This is a genomic window from Staphylococcus sp. GDY8P126P (assembly GCF_017891965.1).
Classification (GTDB): domain Bacteria; phylum Bacillota; class Bacilli; order Staphylococcales; family Staphylococcaceae; genus Staphylococcus; species Staphylococcus saprophyticus.
This window is the reverse complement of sequence record NZ_JAESKG010000003.1, coordinates 297,640-318,283: the sequence shown is the minus strand read 5'-3', so window position 1 is coordinate 318,283 and position 20,644 is coordinate 297,640. Positions and strand designations below refer to the sequence as shown.

Here is a 20,644-nt window from a genome sequence, read left to right as displayed (position 1 = left end):
TATAAAAAATGCATTATTTTCATTTAATGAATGCACAATATGCATAAGGGGTTGTTGAGATGGAGTGGCATCACTTTGAATACTTTAAGCAATTAGCACAAACTGAAAATATGTCAGAGTGTGCAAAAATGTTAAACGTAAGTCAATCAACGTTGAGTAGGGCGATAAAGAACTTAGAAGCGGAACTAGGCATCCCACTTTTTAACAGGGTTGGAAGAACGATTAAACTGAATAAGTACGGTATCGCATTTTTAAAAACGACGAATAATATCATCAATGAAATGGATATCTATAAAAGTAATGTGCTTGATGCTACTAATGTATATAATGGGAAATTAGTCATAGGTTTTTTACATTCAGTGGGCGTGACCTATATATCAGAATTTTTAAAGTCATTTAATTTAGCATATCCAAATATCCAATTGAAATTGATACAACATGATGCGAAACGCTTAATTACAATGTTAGATGACGGGGAAGTGGATATGATTATTACTACTATTTCTGAAACAAGTCAAAATACGCATTTTGAACCGCTCATTGTAGAAAAATTATATGTGACATTACATGAACAGCATAGGTTAAGCCATTGTAGTGAAATTGCTATTGAAGCATTGGTGAATGAAAAATTCATATTATTAAAGCCTAATTTATTATTACGACAACAAGTAGATGAAATATTAAAAGCATATCAATTTACACCGGAAATTAGTTTTGAAGGTGACGAAGTCATTACAATAGCGACATTTATCAGTTCTGGACTGGGCGTATCTATATTGCCACATTTGAGGGATGTGCGCTTACCTAATTTGAAACAAATTCCAATAAAAAATCATGATGCGAAAAGAACGATAGGATTGTGTTATAAAAATAAAAGTAACAAGGTTCCAATAATAAATAAAACTAAAGAAAGTTTGATTGAATATTTTTCAAAGATACAAAAATAGAGGCATAATCATTTAAATAATTAACTATATTTGAGTTAACTTCCATTTTTCTTTCTTACTTGCTGTGGTGTTATAATACGCGTGATAAAAATAAGCATTCATTTATACATCGCTTCCCTCATTATTACGAATAGTGAGGCGTATTTGTTGGTGTGGCTTCACAATCAAGATGAAAAGGAATGAGATACATACTTTTTCGTTTAGTATTAAAAATTCCAAAAATAATTACACAAAATAACCGTACAAATAAATTTTGTACGGTTATTTTGTTATTTTAAGTCATTTTATATACGCAATTCAAAAATATTTTAAAAGGTGAAAATTTTCTTTTAAAAACTATTGATTTTAATTAAAAATGTTATAAGATTATAGAGCATGTGTATAATTAATTTTAAAATGGAGTAAAACACATTAAATAAATAATAAGAATAAAATTGGGGGATTGGGATAATATGAAAAGATTATTATTTTTTGTAATAATGGTTATGTTTGTATTAGCTGGTTGTGGTACTGAAAATGATGAAGCAAAAAGCGCGGATAAAGATTCAGATAAATCAAAAGCAACTAGCAAAATGAAAAAGTTTAAAATTGGACAGGCTGTTGATGCAGATGGTGTGCAAGTGAAATTAACTAAAATTGAATATGTTAATGATTATGACGAATATAGTGCGCCAGAAAACGGAAAAGTTATTAAAGTGTATTTGAAATTTAAAAATAATAATGAAGATCAGGTGCTTATGGATTCATCTGACTTTAGCATGAAGGTAAATAATGAAAATTATCAAGAATGGTTTGGTAATGACGATACGAATGCAGGCTTTTCTCATCAATTAAATAAAGGGAACACTGGTTCTGGATACATAACTTATGATGTGCCGGATAGTGATAATTATACTTTAGAGATGGATGCTACGCCAAAATTCAATAATGTAAAAGCTAAATGGGAAATTAAAAAAACAGATATCAAGGAAGCATCTGTAGCTAATAGTAATGAGTCGAATGATGAATCGGAAACAGACACTAATGTTGAATCAGAAGACAGCGAAGAACCAAAAATAACAGATGAAGACTCAGAAGATACTGAAAGTGAAGAAACAGGATATTCAGCAGAAATGTATAACGCACTAGTGGATGAATATAACGCATTAACTGATGGTGAAAAAATGAATCATGTAGACGATGATGTGTTAGAAATCGAATATGATCAATTAGAAGCACGTGTTGACGCATTATATGATAAGAAAATGGATGAAGAAGATAAAGCTTTAGAAGAAGAAATGGAGCAAGAAGACAAAGCTTTAGAAGAAGAAATGGAACAAGATGAAAAAGAGTATGAAGAGGAAATGGAAGCTATAGATAAAGAATACGAAGAAGAAATGAAGAAAATCGAAGAAGAAAATACAACGGATGAAGATACATCAGAAGATGACGCAGCATAAACTAAAAATGAAAGAGGTAAATAAATATGAATCAAAATCAAACGGTTAGACAAACAAACAGGGTAGCAGAAATGATTTTAGGAATTTTAGGAAGTATATTTGGTATTTTAGGTGGATTATTTGCTATTATGCTTGATGGTATTGGTGCAGAATTTGGAGCTACTGAAAGTGGTAGTATTACAGGATTAGGCATAGCAGTTATTTTAACATGTATTATAACTCTAGTGCTTAGTTGTATAATAAATAAAAAAAGAGTACTTATAGGAGTGTTGCTATTAGTTGGTGGCATTTTAAATATCGTGTTTATTAGCTTTTTTGGCATATTGTCAGGAATTTTAATTTTAGTTGCTGGTATCTTAGCTTTAATTAGAAAATAAGTTAGTATTTAACGAAAATAGTGACAATACTTTAAATAGTTTTTAGTAATGATAAAAGTGAAACACGCTCAATGATGTGCACCTGAAAATTGGTATGAAAACCTAATTTTAGGAATTTAGTACATATTTGAGGGTGTTTTTAATTTTTAAATAAGGCATATTATAAATAATAGTTTCATGAATCTTACATAGATTATTTGAAATATGGCTATGTTCATATCATAATTATGGAAAACGATAACGGAAGAGGATGGTTCGATGTTTACAATCTATGGTCACAGAGGTTTACCGAGTAAAGCGCCAGAAAATACACTGGCTTCATATAAAAAGGCTGCTGACATACCTGGTTTAAAATGGATTGAATTAGATGTTGCAATTACGAAAGATGAACAGCTAGTTATCATACACGATGATTTTCTTGATCGAACAACGGATATGACAGGTGAAGTAACTCAATTAGATTATATGGACATAAAAAATGCTTCGACTGGCAGTTGGTTTGGCAAAGCATTTGAAGCTGAAAGATTGCCGACTTTTAAAGATGTCATCAAGATGGCGAATGAAACGCAAATAAATCTAAATATTGAATTAAAGGGCGTAAGTGGTTCGAATGGTACGGCCTTATCTGAAAGTATGGTTACACAAGTCGCTGAACAATTAAAAGAACTAGATTCGAATATAGAAGTATTGATTTCAAGTTTTAATGTCTATTTAGTTAAATTAGCCGAAGCGTTATTGCCAGAATATCCAAGAGCATTAATTTTTAAATCTGCAGCGTTCCAAGGAGATTGGAGAACTTTATTAGATTTTTGTGGATCAAATATTGTGAATATTGAAGATGCCAAACTTTCTCAAGCGCGTGTGAAAATGATAAAAAATGCAGGTTATACATTAAATGTGTGGACAGTTAACAAATCACTACGTGCGAATCAATTAGCTAATTGGGGCGTAGATGGTATTTTTACGGATCATGCTGACGATATGATTCATTTAGAGAGACCATAATGATTGAAAAATGAATGGGTACTGATGATGATTTAGCAATAAGAAATCACTTTTAAGTGTGTAAGCATTTTAGAAAAATAAGTAATCATTTATTATTAATTAGACATCTCGACAGTTAATATATGAAAATTAGATAATCCGTGGCATGAGAACTGTTATAATAAAGAAAATAGTGAGTAATATATGTATGGATAATGCTCATATGGATTTCAGCTAGTAAAATTGTATTAAAATAAGAAACAGAGGATTGTGTGTAATGGAAAGTAATAGTAATAACAATGATTATGAGAATTTGTTGTTTTATTTTGCCTATAAAACATTTATTAACACTGCAGATGAAATTATCGAAAAATATGGGCTGAATAGACAACATCATCGTTTTTTATTTTTTATTGAGAAAGTACCTGGTATTACAATTAAAGATTTATTGAAAAGTTTAGAAATATCTAAACAAGGTAGTCATGCCACATTAAAAAAATTAAAAGATGAAGCTTACATCATTGAAAAGCAAACAGCTACGGATAAGCGTGTCAAAGCGTTATATCCTACTGATAAAGGTACGAAATTAGTTAGAGAGTTAAATAAAAAACAAAATGATATGTTTCAAGATATACAGAAAAAAGTAGGTAATGATTGGTATGCAATTATGGAAGAATTGGCTTCATACCGTACTGGTTTTCAGGAAGTGAAATATCTAAAAGATGATTTTAACAAATAAATATGAGTGTCTAACTAACGATATAGCGTAACGAGCTGTATCGTTTTCTTTTTTAAAACAAAAAGTCGCTATCAATATATAAGTCAACATTGTTGACCTTTTATAATAAATGAGTTAAATTTGTAGTGTAATTGAGATGGTTTGAAAGGAGAAATGAAAATGAAAAAAAGAGTTGGACAATATTTAATGGACTGTATCAGTGATGTTGGTGTAGATAAAGTGTTTGGTGTTCCAGGAGACTTTAATTTAACATTTTTAGATGACATTATTAGCCGAGACGACATGGAATGGATTGGTAATACGAATGAGTTGAATGCGAGTTATGCAGCAGATGGTTATGCTCGCATGAAAGGTATAGCCGCAATGGTTACGACATTTGGTGTTGGAGAATTAAGTGCCGTTAATGGTATAGCTGGTTCATACGCTGAGCGTGTGCCTGTGATTCAAATAACTGGTGCACCTACAAGAGCAGTTGAAAACGCTGGGAAATATGTACATCACTCTCTAGGAGAAGGGAATTTTGATGACTATAGAAATATGTATGCATCCATTACTACAGCGCAAGCGTATATTACACCAGAAAATGCACAAAGTGAAATTCCAAGAGTAATCAATGCAGCACTTTATGAAAAAAGACCTGTGCATATTCATTTACCCATTGATGTGGCAAATAGTGAAATTGATGTAGCAACACCATTTGAAATTGAACAACGACCACAGACTGATGTAACGAAGTACATGACAATGGTTAAAGATAAATTACAAAGTGCAGACAAACCAGTTATTATTACCGGACATGAAATTAATAGTTTTAAATTACATGAGAAGCTTGAACAGTTTGTAAAGCAATCTCAAATTCCGGTTGTACAACTTTCATTAGGTAAAGGCGCATTTAATGAAACATCTCCTTACTACATGGGGATTTATGATGCATCGTTAGCCGAAGAAGATATTAGAAATTACGTAGATCAAAGTGATGCTATCTTAAATATAGGTGCAAAATTAACTGACTCTGCTACAGCTGGCTATTCATATCAATTTGATATTGACGATGTAGTTATGATTAATCATCATCATTTTAAAATGAATGAAACGAAAGATACAGAAGTATCATTGGTAGATTTATTGGACGGCTTGAATACCATTAACTATGTGAATAATGGGGAATTTCCAAAATTTAAACAACCGAAAGCACATGATTACGATTTGACTGATGAGCCGTTAACACAAGAAACGTATTTCAAAATGATGCAAGATTTTATTAGAGAAGAAGATGTTATATTAGCTGAACAAGGTACATCATTCTTTGGTGCGTATGATTTAGCATTGAAACATAACAATAAATTTATTGGACAACCACTTTGGGGTTCTATTGGTTACACATTACCAGCTACTTTAGGCACACAAATGGCAGATACAAGTCGTAGAAACTTATTGTTGATTGGAGATGGATCACTACAGCTTACGGTTCAGGAAATATCAACAATGATTAGAGAGAAGATTAAACCTATTATTTTTGTGATTAATAATGATGGTTACACAGTAGAACGTAAAATCCATGGTGAAAATGCTATGTATAACGATATTAAGATGTGGGATTATAAATTATTACCTACCGTATTTGGTGGAAAAGATGAAGTTCAAGTACATGATGTGAATACGAGTGAAGCATTTCAAAAAGTACTAATTCAAATAGAAGCGCAACCAGACACAATGCACTTCATTGAAGTTAAGATGGGTGTTCATGACGCGCCACATAAATTAAATGCAATTGGCCAAGCTTTCGCAAAACAAAATGGTTAAGATCGTTGCAATGATGCAAGATTACAGTCATTAAAATATATTAGATAATTAGCAGTATAATTAATAAAGATAAGAGCGACACAAATCCGAAGGTAAAATTTGGGTTTGTGTCGTTCTTTATTTTACGTTAGATATAAATAAATTTTAAAGAATAACGATATATCGTTGACATATTTCGATATATCGAAATAAAGAAAGGTGATTTATATGTTTAGAAGACATTTTCATAATACAAAGAGAAATCGTGAAGGATTTGAATTCGGTTTTGGTAGAGGTCAAGAAAGATTTGGAGGTCCTCAAGGTAGAGAAAGATTTTTTAAAAAAGGTAACTTACAATTTGTCATACTCAAGATGCTTAAAGAAGAATCAAAGCATGGTTATCAAATCATTAAGGATTTAGAGGCACAATTTAAAGGTTTTTATTCACCAAGCCCTGGCTCAGTATATCCGATATTACAAATGTTGGAAGATAGAGATTTTGTTTCTATTTCTCAGGACGGCAAGAAAAAGATATACACAATTACAGAAGAAGGTAATGCATTTTTAAATGAAAATATGAACAATGAAATGTTACAGCGATTAGAACATTTTAAAAATATGGATTTTGAAGCAATGAAGGAAGCACGTACGCAGTTATAAGATTTATTCAGAGAAATTATGGAAAAAAATAAAGAAGCATTGAATGACGCTGAGAAGAAACAAAAGTTTGATGCATTTATTGAAAAAACTAAAAACGAATTAAAGCAATTATATTAATTAAAGAAGGTATAGTATAACTGTAAAAAATATTAAAAACATAGCAATTATTGGAGGCGGTCCAGGTGGATTAATGCTAGGGCTGCTATTACAACAACAGGGTTATAATTTTACTATTTTTGAAAAGGAATCACCGGAGATAAATAAAAATCGTGGGGGTTCATTGGATATTCACGCAGATACAGGACAACTCCCACTTAAAGAAGCAGGTATATATGAAGCGTTTAAATCACTGGTACGTTATGAAGGTGAAGATACCCGTGTTATTGGTAAAGATGGTACAGTTCATTTTCCCGTATTATTGTGATCCTAAAGTGGAAATCGGTCGTTTTCAAAATACGGCAGTAGAAATTAATCAAGACTATGTAGAAGCGCACAATATTAAAGTTGTACGCCGTGATACTGGTGGTGGTGCAGTTTATGTAGACCGTGGTGCAGTGAATATGTGCTGTATATTGGAAAACGATGGCACGATTTATGGTGATTTCAAAAAATTCTATGAACCTGGTATCGATGCCCTTCATCAACTTGGAGCAACGGAAGTTGTACAAAGTGGCCGTAATGATTTAGCGGCTAATGGTAAGAAAATATCTGGTGCAGCAATGACATTGATTAAAGGACGTATTTACGGTGGTTATTCACTTTTATTAGATGTAGATTATGAACCAATGGTTAACGTACTGAAACCAAATCGTAAAAAAATAGAATCTAAAGGTATTAAATCCGTGCGTTCTCGTGTCGGTAGTATCAGACCGTACTTAGCATCTGAATACCAAGATGTTACGATTCATGAATTTAAAGATTTAATGGTTAAGCAATTTTTAGGCATTGATGATTTAAGTGAAGCGAAACGTTATGAGTTAACGGAAGTGGATTGGAAAGTCATTGATGAAATGCTCGACAATAAATATCATAATTGGGAATGGAATTTTGGACGTTCTCCACGTTATGAATATAATAGAGATGCAAGATTGACTGCTGGAACAATTGACATTTCACTTGCAATTGAAAAAGGACGCATTGCTGCATGTCGTATTTATGGAGACTTTTTCGGTCAAGGTGATATAAAGGATGTAGAAGCTCTCAGTTAATGGGTGTGCGTGTCGTAAAAGAAGACATTGTTGCAGCTTTAAATGAGATAGATTTGACATATTATTTTGGCAAAACAACTGCCGAAGAAATTGCAGATGTGATTTTAAGTTAATACAACGAATATATAGTCTGGGACATATTAATGTTTCAGACTTTTTTGATGAATTTTCAGTTTGGTAAAATAGTTAACCAATCTAGGAAGTGATAGATTTTGAATTCACAGAACCGATAAAGTAGAATAAAGCTAATAAATGAAAAAGAATTAAGTTAAACGAGATGTAAATGGTCCTATACCTATACATATTGTTTTGGAAAAAATATAAAACAAAAAGGGGTAATTTAATGAATATTGGAATCGTTGGTGCGGGGAAAATTGTCAAAGAAGCATTACCTGTAATGGAACAAATTTCAGAATTTACATTTCAAAGTATTGTTTCTTCAGGGAGAAATCCAGAAAATGTAAAAAATTTACAAAAGCAATTTAATATTAAAACGATATATGATGATTATGAGCAATTTATACAAGACGAAATGATAGATACAATCTATTTAGCAGTGCCTAATCACTTACATTATGCCTATGCACGTAAAGCGATTCAACAAGGTAAGCATGTCATATGTGAAAAACCATTTACGTTAACAAAAGCGGAATTAATAGAATTAAGAGATTTAGCTCAAGCCCATGATATCATTATTATTGAAGCAATTACCAATCTATATTTGAGTAATTTTGAAGTTTTAAAACAATCTATGAATGAGCTTGGAAACTGCAAAATTGCACAATTTAATTATTCACAGTATTCATCAAGATATGACAAGTTCAAAGAAGGCATTGTAGCACCTGCTTTTGACCCGTCTAAAGGTGGCGGCGCATTAATGGATATCAATGTTTATAACATACATTTGGCTGTTGGATTATTTGGTAAACCCGAGGGCGTTGCATATTTTGCTAACATTCAAAAGGGTATAGACACATCAGGCATATTACAACTGGATTATAATGATGTAAAAGTCGTATGTATAGGGGCTAAAGATTCAAACTCTGACAATCAGTCTTATATTCAAGGTGACAATGCGTCAATTAATATAAAGGGACCGACCAATGAATTAAAAGCATTCGAATTAAAATATAACCAGGGTGGCACACAGTCATATCAAGTAAACCCACATAATCACCGCATGTATGAAGAATTTGTAAAAATTGCCCAAATCATTAAACAGAAAAATAATGATTTAGCCGCCCAAAAGTTAGAACATAGTATCCAAGTTATTGAAGTATTAGAACAAGCATTGGATAGTGCAAACATCAAAGTAGGACCATCGCAAAAATAGAACGCATGAAGCGTGTAAAGATGATTTTCTTCAAATGATGAGCAGTCATTACTGCTATAAAAAAGAGTGAGAACCTTCATCTAGTTAGTTGATTAGATGAAGGTTCTCACTTTTTCATTTTAATCTATTTGAATGTGTTTTCTGACTTCATTTTGAATGTCATTATATACATTAGTGAAAGACTGTCCAGAGTGAAGTGCTGCATTTTTAACATCTTCAAATTCAGGTTTTGCTTTTATAATTTTATTGTCTTTCATTGCTAGTTTGACTAAAATGGCGCCATATGTTGTATGGATGGTTTGGAATTGACGATGCAAAATTTTGCGATTAACAGCGTAACTGCGCACACCGAGAGATGTAGTGTGTTTAAGAATAAAATCTTCGAATTCCTTTGCTTGTGTGACGCTACTTATTACTGTTAATTGAGTCGCAGGCCGACTTTTCTTCATCGTAATAGGTGTGTAAAATGCGTCTAATGCGCCTTCATTTATCACTTGCTCTATAAAGTAACCAAGTGTTTCTGGCGTCATATCATCAATTTGACATTCTAATACTTGTACTTGATTTGGAGTCGTTTCTGTCGCTGTATATTGTATAGCACGTATGACATTTGGAAACTCAAAGTCTTTTGTACCACAACCGTAACCAATATTTGACATTGATACAGCAGGCAAAGGACCGATATGTGTTGCTAAAGCCTTAATAAATGCCGCACCAGTGGGTGTTGTCAGTTCACTTTGAACATCAAATGTTGCAAGTGGGATATCCTTAAGTATTTCAGCGGTTGCTGGCGCTGGAATGGGATATATACCATGTGCAATTTTAATCTTGCCATTTCCAGTAGGTACGGGTGACGATTTTATTTCATCAATACCCAAATCTTCTAATGCAAGACAACTACCTATAATATCTATAATGGAATCCATCGCACCAACTTCATGAAAATGGACATCTTCTATTTTCATGCCATGAATTTTTGCTTCAGCTTGTGCAATAACATCAAATATCAGCATGCTACGTTCTTTGACTCTGTTGGGTAAAGTGCTCTCGTTAATCATGTTGAAAATGTCTGACGCTTTTCTATGATGATGTGATTCTTCAAAGTCAATTGTTAGACCCATCGCTTGTATGCCTTGTTTATTTTTTTTAGCAAAGTTTAAACTAAATTGATCTAAAGGTAGTGATAATAAGTGTTGATGCACATAATCTACATCTGCACCTAAATCTACCAAAGAGGATAATAACATGTCACCCGCGATACCCGCATGACAATCTAAATAAAGACCATTTGTCATAATTTACCACTCCAATTTTAATGACTCTCAATCATATTAATAATCATAGCAGCATTGTAACCACCACCAAAACCATTATCAATATTAAGCACACTTGTACCTGGTGCACATGAATTAACCATAGATAATAAAGTTGTTACACCTTGTAGATTGGCTCCATAACCGATACTCGTGGGTACAGCGTAAACCGGATGATCAACTAATCCAGCAACAACGCTTGAAAGGGCGCCTTCCATTCCAGCAACAACTACTGAAACTTTACTTTGTCGAATAGATTCAATATGTGCAAATAATCGATGAATACCTGAAACACCTACATCATAAAAACGTTGAACGTGAATCCCCATGACTTCAGCGGTGATAGCAGCTTCTTCGGCAACTGGTAAATCTGAAGTACCTGCACAAATGATGGAGGCATAATGATTTGTCTTAGCTATATGTTTGATTGGTGTTGAGACAATGCGTGCCGTTTCATGGTATTCAAGCTGATCATATTTGGCAGTAATATGGTCAGCTTTTTCTTGGTCAATTCTCGTAATCAGAACAATAGAGTCATGTTTAATAAGTGTATGCACGATATCATGCAATTGTTCTTTTGTCTTTCCTTCACCAAAAATGACTTCAGGAAAGCCTTGGCGTTGTGTTCTATGAAGATCGATTTTTGCAAAGCCTAGCTCGTCGTAGTGACTTAATTGGTCTTTTGCATCGTCGACAGATAATTCATTTGCATGTACAGCTTTCAGTAATTGTTCTATTGCGTCGTATTTTTCTACCATTTGACTGCCACCTTTACTTTGTTAATGTGTATGATGCGTATCGATCACTTCATTCATACTGCCTGTACGGTAGCCCTCAAGATCAATCGTAACGTAGTCGAATCCAAGTTCTTTAAGGTAGACGGTTATCTGGTCTTTGTTATGGATTACAGTAGGTATATCAGCGTCGTTGACTTCAATTCTAGCAATATTTTGATGGTAGCGGACCCTAACATGGTTTAAGCCCAAAGCTAAAATAAATTTTTCAGCTTCATTGATTTTATTTATTTTTGAAATGCTTAACGGTTCGCCGTAAGGAATACGAGAAGCGAAACTGCATAATGCGGGTTTGTTCCAAACAGGTAGATGGTTGGATTTGCTCATAGCTCTCACATCAGATTTAAACAATTCAGCCTCTTGGAGAATGCTTCTAACATTAAATTCTGTTCTTGCTTTTAATCCTGGTCTAAAGTCATTGATGTCATCCATAATCATCCCATCAACTACATAGTTAAAGTTGAGCTGTGCGCGTAATGCTTCGAGCTTAGAATATAATAGACGTTTGCTGTAATACCAACTATCAGGGGTATTTTCAACGATATGTGGATCCTTTAAAGCTTCTATCTCAGTTTCAATTACTTGGGCATTGAGTTGATGAGCTAAAGCAATGGCTTGATCAAATTCTTCATTTCTAGTTAATTCAGATTTAACAATAACGGCTTTGACATGATCATGTCCTAAAACATCGATTGCTTTTTTTAGCACAAGACTACTATCTACACCACCAGAAAAAGCAACAATAACACTGTTCATATCTTTAAGAATCGTTTCTAATTTTTGTTCTTTTGTAATCATTTCAGTTAACATAGTATTCCTCCTCAATTATGATTCAACATATGGAATTGTCAGTGGTCCTAACGGCATGACGCCTATGGTCATGTCAGTTCCATATTTTGTTTCCAGTTCTTTTAATGTGTTATTAATCTCATGTACAGGATGAAGCATAGCATCTGTTGTTTGTTTATCAGTCAGTTTAGAGTATAAATATACATCAGCAAATGTTTGAATGACTGCTTGTTTTTGAACTTGCCATTGATCGAGCATTGCAAAATTCGGATCGCTAATCATGTCCACAAGGCCTTGCGGGGAGTCTGCCATTTTCAGTATTTCAGCGTAGTTACCGTGATTGGGATAACCATCGCTACATTCTGATAACATGATGATACTGCCACCTTCTTTAACTACTTTGTGCGCAGCACTCATGCCTTTAACGGTTTGATATAAGTTCTGGTCTAGCGGATAACCAGAATTTGAAGCAATCACTACGTCAAAACGATCATCACATTTAAACATGGCATGAGCCTTAGCATAGGCGCATCCTTTATCGTGTGCTTCATATAATTCTCCAGCAAAGACTGCGGTAATTTCTTTTTCTTTATTTAAAGTGACATTGAGCATAAAGTCAGGTTTACACATAGCGTTGATTTCTCTAGTCATATCCTGGACAGGATTATCCGTCATATTGCCCCATGTAGAGCGTATATCGCCAATCATTTTAGCGTTGTGAAAAGTCATGATTGTTTCAATACCTGCAATACCAGGCATTATGCCTTTTGGGCCACCAGAGAATCCAGCAAAGAAATGCGGTTCGATAAATCCAGTGACGATTTTAAAATCGGCTTCAACATAGTCTTTATTTAAATAGACATCACATCCATATTTACTATGGCCTACCTTACTTAAAGTATCCTTGTCGTTACAATGATTATGAACAATTTTAATTTGATCGACGACATCTTTACCTAACATTTGTATCAATTCTTCTTGTGTTTGATCACGATGCGTGCCTGTACCATTTATGATGACGAAATTCTCAGGCGGTACGTGTGATAACGTTTCTAGGATCAATGGCACGAGGATATGATTAGGCGTTGGTCTAGTAATATCGCTAATGACAATGGCGACGGTTTGGTTTGCACTTACCATTTCTTTTAATGGTTTAGTGCCTATAGGATCTGCTAAAGCATTACGAATTGCATTTGTATCATCATCGAGTGCATCGATATCAGTAGGTTCAATCAATACACTGTGATCCGGTAAATCGATTTCGACATTGGATTTACCATATAATATGCTTGTTTTCAAAATAATCTCCTCCTTATACTTCAAATTATGATATAACACATGACTAGTAAGTTTAGTTTAACATTATTCAGAAAATTTAGATAAAATTGCTGACTCATGAAAAAAGAGGTTAACAATGTTTTGGGTTGTTTTTTTAACTAATTTTTCTGATTGGTTTATTGTTTCCTCCAGCGACATCGGTCCATCGGTTAAACTAAAAGCACCAATTACCCCCATATCTTTAAATTGATCGATATCGACATCAATCGATCCGCCTATAAAAACAACGGGGACATTGTATCTGTTTGCATATTTGGCAATACCCATAGGTGTCTTACCGTATAAAGTTTGAAAATCAATCTTACCTTCACCTGTAATAACTAGATCAGCATTTTCTAAATATTGATCCAGTTTGATATAGTCTATGACGACTTGAATGCCATCTTCAAAATGACTAGGGAAAAAGGCTTTGAAAGCACCACCTAAACCGCCGGCAGCACCAGCGCCAGGTAAGTCATGCAGACGAATGCTTTTCTTATGGGCTACTAAATCGGCCCAATGTGTCAGGTTGTGTTCTAATTGTTTTAAATCTGATTTTGTTGCACCTTTTTGTTTACCAAAAACGTAGGAAGCACCGTTTGTACCAATTAATGGATTCTGTACGTCAGTGGCAATCGTAAAGTTGCATTGGTTGATACGTGCATCAAAATGACTTAAGTCAATATGCTGTATCTTTTGTAGATTACCACCACCAAGATCAACTTCATGATGATGCTGATCTAAAAGTTTGGCACCAAGTGCCTGTAACATACCAGCACCTGCATCATTCGTTGCAGACCCGCCGATTGCAAGGATGAATTGCGTATAACCGCTATCCAATGCATCAAGAATTAATTCTCCAGTACCATATGTAGTGGCTTGCCTCACATTAAGTGCATTGTCTGGCACATGCTTTAATCCAGACGCTTCAGCCATTTCTATGACACAGGTTTCCTTGTCATGGAGTACACCATATTGTGCAGAGACAGTATCGCCAAGTGGTCCTGTCACATTGAGTGTGGTGAATGTACCGTTCGTGGCATTTACCAAAGCTTCCATGGTGCCTTCACCTCCATCCCCAACGGGTAAGGTATGTATATCGGCTTCAGGGAATATATCAGAAATACCCTGACTCATATAGCGAGCAACCTCAGTAGCTGACATACTACCTTTAAATGAATCCGGTGCTAAAACAATTTTCATACGCCATCCTCCTTGTAAACGATTTCATTATTGTATTATTCTATTATATCGATTTAATTTTATTGAAAATAGGGTTAAAATATACAAAAATGATGTTATTAATTTGTATGAAAATGATAGGGGATAAAATGATGAATGTATTAACAGATGAATTAGCTGCATTAATCGTTGAGGAAACAGTAAAAAGAACGAATAGTAATATTAATATAATGAATTTTAATGGAGAAATCATTGCTTCGTTTGATAAGCGTAGAATTGGTCAAGTTCATGAAGGTGCGCGCAAAGTATTAGCGAGTGGGGATATAGTGATCTTGTCTGAAGAAGAAACGAGTTATTTACAAGGTACACAGCCGGGTATTAATTTACCAATTATATTTCAAGATAACGTAGTAGGTGTGATTGGTATTACAGGTGATCCATCAGCATTAGTGCATGTTGCTGATTTGGTGAAAATGTCCACAGAGTTGTTACTTTATCAAAATTATTTTACATATGAATTAGAAGGACAGTTACGTAGTCAGGAATTACTAATCGAGGAATTATTGAAAAGTGAACCCTCACAATCCTTTATCCAATATTTAACAAAACAATTAAATGTAGCGTTTCTAACTTATAGAAAATGCATCATTATTAATTTGGAGAAACAAATTTTTTCACGAAGTAGTATTGTACAAAGATTAGCTAAAATAATGGATAAGGCGACTTTCGCAGTCGCTTTTACTAATTATAATCATATTGTTATTTTAGCAACAGATGAGCTACAAGATGAACTGAATCAAAAAATATATCGCATTCATCAAGTATTTACATCTTTAAATTTAGATGTACGTATTGCTTCTAGTTTAGTGTTTACAAGTTTAAATGATTTTAAAAATGCTTACGAAGAATGTGAACTTGTGTTTATGTTAAACGAAGAAAATGTATCTTTCGCTTCATTTGAAGATGTGGAAGAAAAAACATTACTTTATCAGATAAATGAAGAAATAAGGGAGAGATATAAAAAAAGAATACTAGGTGAGTTAGACAATCAAAGTATTGAAACATTAAAAAGTTTATTTGAAAATGACTTGAATATTGCACAAACGGCTAAGTATCTTTATATTCATCGCAACACACTGCTATATCGTTTAGAAAAATGTAAACTACAAACAGGTTTGAACCCCAAAAAATATTCTGATGCAATCAAATTACAAATTGCTTTGTGGTGTTAAATAGTATAGACATTAAGTACAAAATATTTTATAAAATAGCTATAATCAATTAAAAAGATTACAGTATTTTTTGAGGTTTTCATTTTACAAATATGATAAGGCGAGAAAAATGTTATTTTAGTAAATACAAAAAAGCGCTTTACAAATTACACGAGAAACAATATAATAAAATTAAGTTATTACTAAATAATTCTATTAAATTTAGAATAAAAATCTTTATAGATACAAAACGTTTTGTTTCCAATCTGAATTTACTTGTTATAGAAATGGCGCCATTTTTTGAGTTATTGAGTAATGACTCACATCAATCTTACTTTGATGTATTTAAAAAGATGGGGAGTGAATATGATGGGTATGATATGATGACACATGACTTATTTTGTAACTAAGTTTTAGCGTAAAAAATAATTACACTACAAAACAAACAGTCTAATCACGTCAAAATTAACGTGAAGTGAACCCTTAAACTTGTTGTAATTTAATAACAAGTATTCCTCTTTCACCACTTTCAAATGATTATATATTACAGTACCTACTTGAATACGCTTTATACTATGGTATTCAGTCACTTTTAAGTGAAATGTATACATTTATAAAACCCAATGCATAGACTCTAGATTTTATCTATTTCACCTACTTTTAATTCCTCATTTTTAAGGACCAGTTTAAAGAACATATGATTTGAAATAGAAAACATTGTAACGTGAGCTATCATTTATAGGGTAGCCTTTATAAATGCGTCTATTTTGATTACTACCACCCAACCCATATCATTATTTAAGTATGTCAGGAGATATTTTCACTTAAAAGGACAATAAACTGGTGAAACAATATGGCCTCAGCAACAATGATTTCATTGTTACTGAGGCTTTTTTTAGTCATTTAACGTACAGTTTATCAATGTGTATTTGTTTAAATAATAGACAAAAAATTAAATATATTTTATTGATGTTAAATATAATGGTTGTCTTTTTCTTTTTAATGTGACATACTCTATAACAATAAGTATAACATAATAACTTATAGAGGTGATTAAGTATGACAAAATATATTTATGCATTTGATGAAGGCCAAAAAAGTATGAAAGATTTATTAGGAGGAAAAGGTGCAAATCTAGCTGAAATGAAACGCTTAGGTTTACCAGTGCCAGACGGATTCACCATTACAACGGAAGCATGTATAGAATATTTAAATAACCATTCAAAACTACCTGATTTATTACTGAAACAGTTAGATGTAGAATTGGATGCGTTATCTAAACGTATACAGAAATCATTTTCTGATGATGGTGCTTTACTCCTAGTTTCTGTAAGAAGTGGTGCAAAAATTTCTATGCCAGGTATGATGGATACGATATTAAATCTAGGTTTGAACGATGAAAATGTAAAAAAATTAGCAAATAAAACAAATGATTCGCGCTTTGCATATGATTGCTATAGAAGATTGTTGCAAATGTTTGGTCAGGTTGTTTATGGTATTCCAATGTCATCTTTTGATACATATTTTGATCAATACAAGACACAACATCATTATGAAAGCGATGCAGAAATTCCAGCCGAAGGGTTAAAAGAAATTTGTGAACATTTTAAAGCAGTTTACTTAGATGAAGCATATAAACCATTCCCACAAGAACCGATTGACCAATTAACAGAGGCAATTGAAGCAGTATTTAAATCTTGGGATAATGATCGCGCGCGTGTATATCGTCAGTTAAATGAAATACCACATGATATTGGTACTGCAGTCAATATACAGGAAATGGTATTTGGTAATAGTGGTGAAAAAAGTGGTACAGGTGTAGCATTTACGCGTAATCCTATAACGGGAGAAGCAAAGTTATTTGGAGAGTATCTACTGAATGCTCAAGGTGAAGATGTTGTAGCAGGTATTCGTACACCTAAAGATATTGAAACATTGAAAGAACAAATGCCACATGTGCATGAGCAATTTGTAAAAGTTTCAACACAACTTGAAACGCATTATAAAGATATGCAAGATATTGAATTTACAATAGAAAATGAAAACTTATATATATTACAGACACGAAGTGGTAAACGTACTGCCAATGCTGCGATTCATATCGCTGTTGATTTAGTTGAGGAAGATGTGATAAGCAAAGAAAAAGCGGTCATGAATGTTGAAGTGAAATCTATTGATCAATTATTACATCCAAATTTTGATGAACAATCATTAAAACAGACGTCAGTTATAACTAAGGTCGGCTTACCTGCCAGTCCTGGTGCAGCTAGTGGCGCAATTGTTTTTTCTGCAGAAACGGCTAAACAACAAGCAGAAAAAGGGAATAAAGTGATTTTAATGCGTCCTGAGACATCACCAGAAGATATTGAAGGGATGGTTGCAAGTGAGGCAATTGTTACAACGCATGGTGGTATGACATCACACGCTGCAGTCGTAGCACGAGGTATGGGCAAATGTTGTGTCACAGGTTGTTCAGACTTAGAAATTAATATTACAGATAAGGTTGTACATTATAAAGGTGGTTCACTATATGAAGGTGATATCATTTCAGTAGATGGTGCCAAAGGGGATATTTATTTTGGTGAAGTTGAGACAATCCAAGCAGAGCGTAGTCATGCTTTTGAGAAATTTATGCAATGGTCAGAAGAAAATGCAAGATTAGATGTACGCATGAATGCAGAAACAGCACAAGATATTCAATCAGGTTATCAGTTTGGTGCTAAAGGGATTGGACTTGTTCGAACAGAGCACATGTTTTTCGCGCCAGAGCGACTCATAGAAATGCGCAGATTTATTTTGTCTGATACACAGGATAAACGTATTGCTGCTTTAAACACAATTAAGCAGTACCAAAAGAATGATTTTGAAGAAATACTAAAACTTTCTGGTGAACGACCAACGATTATTCGTTTGTTAGATCCACCGTTACACGAATTTTTACCCAATTCAAATAACGAAAAAGCAACAGTTGCAGAGCAATTGAATGTAACGATTAAGGAATTAGACCAGTATATTGAAAGTTTAAATGAAGTGAATCCAATGCTTGGACATAGAGGATGTAGGTTAGCCATTACGTATCCTGAACTTTATATCATGCAAGCAGAAGCGATTATAGAAAGTGCATTGGAGCTGAAAGTGCAAGGTGTGTCATGCCAACCAGAAATTATGATTCCTTTAGTTTCCACCGTTGCTGAATTTACAACGTTGAAAGCGCAAATTATTTCACGAATTGAAACATTACAACAAGAAGCAGGAGAACATATTCATTATATGATTGGAACAATGATCGAGACACCACGTGCTTGCTTGATTGCTAGTGAGTTAGCAAAAGAATGTGATTTCTTTAGTTTTGGAACAAATGATTTAACACAGTTAACATTCGGTTTTTCAAGAGACGATGCTGGTAAGTTTATTGGTACTTATTCTGAATTAGGCATTTTAGAGCACGACCCGTTCCAGACGTTAGATGTAGAAGGTATAGGTGAACTGATAAAAATCGCTACACAACAAGCAAAATCAGCGAATCCAGACATAACAATTGGTGTGTGTGGTGAACTAGGTGGAGATCATAAATCCATTCAATATTTTAATCAATTAGACATAGATTATGTTTCTTGTTCGCCATTTAGAGTGCCGGGTGCATTGCTTTCAACTGCGCAAAGTGAAGTAGAAGGTGACCGATTACATGTTTGATGATCAACAATCACCACAGCTGAGATTATTTGTCATATCGGATTCTATAGGAGAGACAGCGCAACGAATGATTCATGCGACGTTAACGCAATTTCCTGACATTTCACAAATAGAGATAAAAAAATATCCATTCATTAAAAATGATGAAGAACTGATGCATATTTTAAACAGAGCTAAAGAGTTGAGTGCCGTTGTTGTTACGACATTAGTGAATCCAGATTTCAATATTGCAGGTCAACAGCTTGCGAAAAAATTGCAAATTCCGTATATCGATTATATGTCTGATTTGATAGGCATTATTCAACAACAAACACAATGTAACCCCATACTAGAAAGTGGGGCATTACGTAAACTAGATGAAAATTACTTCAAGAGAATCGAAGCAATGGAGTATGCTGTGAAATATGATGATGGTAAACATTTTACAGATATTGGAGAGGCGGATGCATTGATTGTAGGTGTTTCAAGAACATCTAAAACGCCATTAAGCATGTACTTAGCAAATAAGGGCTATAAGATTGCGAATATTCCATTGGTACCAGAGGTTGATATTCCAGATGAGGTGTTTAAACATAAGCATTTGAAAGTATTTGGTTTAACTGCGAGTCCTGACTATATTTTAAATATTCGTAATGAGCGCGTTAAAATTTTAGGGTTATCGGGTCCGTCAAACTATAATAGTATGGATAGAATCAGAGAAGAGCTAATTCATGCAGAAGAAGTTTTTGAAAAATTAAATGCAACGGTTATTAATACAGAGTATAAATCCATTGAAGAATCTGCCTTTTATATTGAAAAATGCTTATAAGATGATTCAAAAAGAGAGAATAAGAGATATTAAGATAAATATACGAGTCACTGAGTACAGGAAAAATA

At 33.5% G+C, this 20,644-nt stretch carries 15 protein-coding genes and 3 pseudogenes; 13 read left to right on the top strand and 5 right to left on the bottom strand.

From position 1 onward, the window contains the following. The first annotated feature begins 59 nt into the window (after positions 1-59). The 10 genes and pseudogenes from KA893_RS06800 (at position 60) to KA893_RS06755 (ending at position 9,469) form a co-directional block, all read left to right on the top strand. Complete coding sequence (locus tag KA893_RS06800) at positions 60-947, top strand: LysR family transcriptional regulator (protein ID WP_002482115.1); 888 nt, start codon at positions 60-62, stop codon at positions 945-947. A 452-nt stretch (positions 948-1,399) separates the two neighbouring features. After that, a complete protein-coding gene (locus KA893_RS06795; RefSeq protein ID WP_115340437.1) occupies positions 1,400-2,386 on the top strand; it encodes a DUF4352 domain-containing protein in 987 nt (328 codons plus the stop codon). A 26-nt stretch (positions 2,387-2,412) separates the two neighbouring features. After that, on the top strand, positions 2,413-2,763 hold the full coding sequence (locus KA893_RS06790) for a DUF4064 domain-containing protein (RefSeq protein ID WP_011302165.1): 351 nt from the start codon (positions 2,413-2,415) through the stop codon (positions 2,761-2,763). 258 nt (positions 2,764-3,021) lie between these two features. Then, the gene (locus tag KA893_RS06785) at positions 3,022-3,768 is read left to right on the top strand and encodes a glycerophosphodiester phosphodiesterase family protein (protein ID WP_011302166.1); all 747 of its coding nucleotides are present in this window, start codon (positions 3,022-3,024) and stop codon (positions 3,766-3,768) included. A gap of 256 nt (positions 3,769-4,024) precedes the next feature. Continuing rightward, complete coding sequence (locus KA893_RS06780) at positions 4,025-4,486, top strand: MarR family winged helix-turn-helix transcriptional regulator (protein WP_002482118.1); 462 nt, start codon at positions 4,025-4,027, stop codon at positions 4,484-4,486. A 159-nt stretch (positions 4,487-4,645) separates the two neighbouring features. After that, complete coding sequence (locus tag KA893_RS06775) at positions 4,646-6,289, top strand: alpha-keto acid decarboxylase family protein (protein WP_037537488.1); 1,644 nt, start codon at positions 4,646-4,648, stop codon at positions 6,287-6,289. Positions 6,290-6,496: 207 nt separating this feature from the next. Beyond that, positions 6,497-7,045 (top strand): annotated as a pseudogene (locus tag KA893_RS06770) (PadR family transcriptional regulator). Between the two features lie 73 nt (positions 7,046-7,118). Continuing rightward, a pseudogene (locus KA893_RS06765) lies at positions 7,119-7,337 on the top strand (FAD-dependent oxidoreductase); the annotation flags it as partial. Next, a pseudogene (gene lplA / locus KA893_RS06760) lies at positions 7,333-8,249 on the top strand (lipoate--protein ligase); the annotation flags it as partial. The pseudogenes KA893_RS06765 and lplA, both read left to right, overlap by 5 nt. 230 nt (positions 8,250-8,479) lie before the next feature. Then, positions 8,480-9,469: a Gfo/Idh/MocA family protein gene (locus tag KA893_RS06755; protein WP_002482124.1), complete on the top strand. Its 990-nt coding sequence runs from the start codon at positions 8,480-8,482 to the stop codon at positions 9,467-9,469. 119 nt (positions 9,470-9,588) lie between these two features. Here KA893_RS06755 and larC read toward each other — a convergent pair whose 3' ends face one another. The 5 genes from larC to KA893_RS06730 all read right to left on the bottom strand — a co-directional run bounded on the left by larC (position 9,589) and on the right by KA893_RS06730 (position 14,885). Beyond that, complete coding sequence (larC, locus tag KA893_RS06750) at positions 9,589-10,764, bottom strand: nickel pincer cofactor biosynthesis protein LarC (protein WP_194376014.1); 1,176 nt, start codon at positions 10,762-10,764, stop codon at positions 9,589-9,591. Positions 10,765-10,781: 17 nt separating this feature from the next. Then, positions 10,782-11,540, bottom strand: a complete 759-nt coding sequence (gene larB, locus KA893_RS06745) for a nickel pincer cofactor biosynthesis protein LarB (RefSeq protein ID WP_002482126.1) — start codon at positions 11,538-11,540, stop codon at positions 10,782-10,784. 21 nt (positions 11,541-11,561) lie between these two features. Further along, entirely contained in the window at positions 11,562-12,386 is an 825-nt protein-coding gene (larE, locus tag KA893_RS06740; protein WP_002482127.1) for an ATP-dependent sacrificial sulfur transferase LarE, read from the bottom strand. Positions 12,387-12,401: 15 nt separating this feature from the next. Further along, a complete protein-coding gene (larA, locus tag KA893_RS06735; protein ID WP_002482128.1) occupies positions 12,402-13,664 on the bottom strand; it encodes a nickel-dependent lactate racemase in 1,263 nt (420 codons plus the stop codon). Between the two features lie 63 nt (positions 13,665-13,727). Then, a complete protein-coding gene (locus KA893_RS06730; RefSeq protein ID WP_115352806.1) occupies positions 13,728-14,885 on the bottom strand; it encodes a glycerate kinase in 1,158 nt (385 codons plus the stop codon). 107 nt (positions 14,886-14,992) lie between these two features. On the opposite strand from KA893_RS06730, the gene KA893_RS06725 reads away from it, so the two are divergent. From KA893_RS06725 to KA893_RS06715, 3 genes are all read left to right on the top strand, one after another. Then, positions 14,993-16,096 carry a CdaR family transcriptional regulator gene (locus KA893_RS06725; RefSeq protein WP_228481606.1) on the top strand — a complete coding sequence of 368 codons (1,104 nt, stop codon included), beginning with the start codon at positions 14,993-14,995 and terminating at the stop codon, positions 16,094-16,096. A gap of 1,038 nt (positions 16,097-17,134) precedes the next feature. Continuing rightward, positions 17,135-19,768, top strand: a complete 2,634-nt coding sequence (gene ppdK, locus KA893_RS06720; RefSeq protein WP_194376012.1) for a pyruvate, phosphate dikinase — start codon at positions 17,135-17,137, stop codon at positions 19,766-19,768. Next, positions 19,761-20,576, top strand: a complete 816-nt coding sequence (locus KA893_RS06715) for a pyruvate, water dikinase regulatory protein (protein ID WP_037537513.1) — start codon at positions 19,761-19,763, stop codon at positions 20,574-20,576. The genes ppdK and KA893_RS06715 overlap by 8 nt, the downstream gene beginning before the upstream one ends. Positions 20,577-20,644 lie beyond the last annotated feature (68 nt).

What these genes read in the sequence shown, in the direction of transcription:
- KA893_RS06800 (WP_002482115.1), top strand. Translation starts at nt 60, where the DNA reads ATGGAGTGGCATCACTTTGAATACTTTAAGCAATTAGCACAAACTGAA.
- KA893_RS06795 (WP_115340437.1), top strand. Translation starts at nt 1,400, where the DNA reads ATGAAAAGATTATTATTTTTTGTAATAATGGTTATGTTTGTATTAGCT.
- KA893_RS06790 (WP_011302165.1), top strand. Translation starts at nt 2,413, where the DNA reads ATGAATCAAAATCAAACGGTTAGACAAACAAACAGGGTAGCAGAAATG.
- KA893_RS06785 (WP_011302166.1), top strand. Translation starts at nt 3,022, where the DNA reads ATGTTTACAATCTATGGTCACAGAGGTTTACCGAGTAAAGCGCCAGAA.
- KA893_RS06780 (WP_002482118.1), top strand. Translation starts at nt 4,025, where the DNA reads ATGGAAAGTAATAGTAATAACAATGATTATGAGAATTTGTTGTTTTAT.
- KA893_RS06775 (WP_037537488.1), top strand. Translation starts at nt 4,646, where the DNA reads ATGAAAAAAAGAGTTGGACAATATTTAATGGACTGTATCAGTGATGTT.
- KA893_RS06755 (WP_002482124.1), top strand. Translation starts at nt 8,480, where the DNA reads ATGAATATTGGAATCGTTGGTGCGGGGAAAATTGTCAAAGAAGCATTA.
- larC (WP_194376014.1), bottom strand. Translation starts at nt 10,764, where the DNA reads ATGACAAATGGTCTTTATTTAGATTGTCATGCGGGTATCGCGGGTGAC.
- larB (WP_002482126.1), bottom strand. Translation starts at nt 11,540, where the DNA reads ATGGTAGAAAAATACGACGCAATAGAACAATTACTGAAAGCTGTACAT.
- larE (WP_002482127.1), bottom strand. Translation starts at nt 12,386, where the DNA reads ATGTTAACTGAAATGATTACAAAAGAACAAAAATTAGAAACGATTCTT.
- KA893_RS06730 (WP_115352806.1), bottom strand. Translation starts at nt 14,885, where the DNA reads ATGAAAATTGTTTTAGCACCGGATTCATTTAAAGGTAGTATGTCAGCT.
- KA893_RS06725 (WP_228481606.1), top strand. Translation starts at nt 14,993, where the DNA reads ATGAAAATGATAGGGGATAAAATGATGAATGTATTAACAGATGAATTA.
- ppdK (WP_194376012.1), top strand. Translation starts at nt 17,135, where the DNA reads ATGACAAAATATATTTATGCATTTGATGAAGGCCAAAAAAGTATGAAA.
- KA893_RS06715 (WP_037537513.1), top strand. Translation starts at nt 19,761, where the DNA reads ATGTTTGATGATCAACAATCACCACAGCTGAGATTATTTGTCATATCG.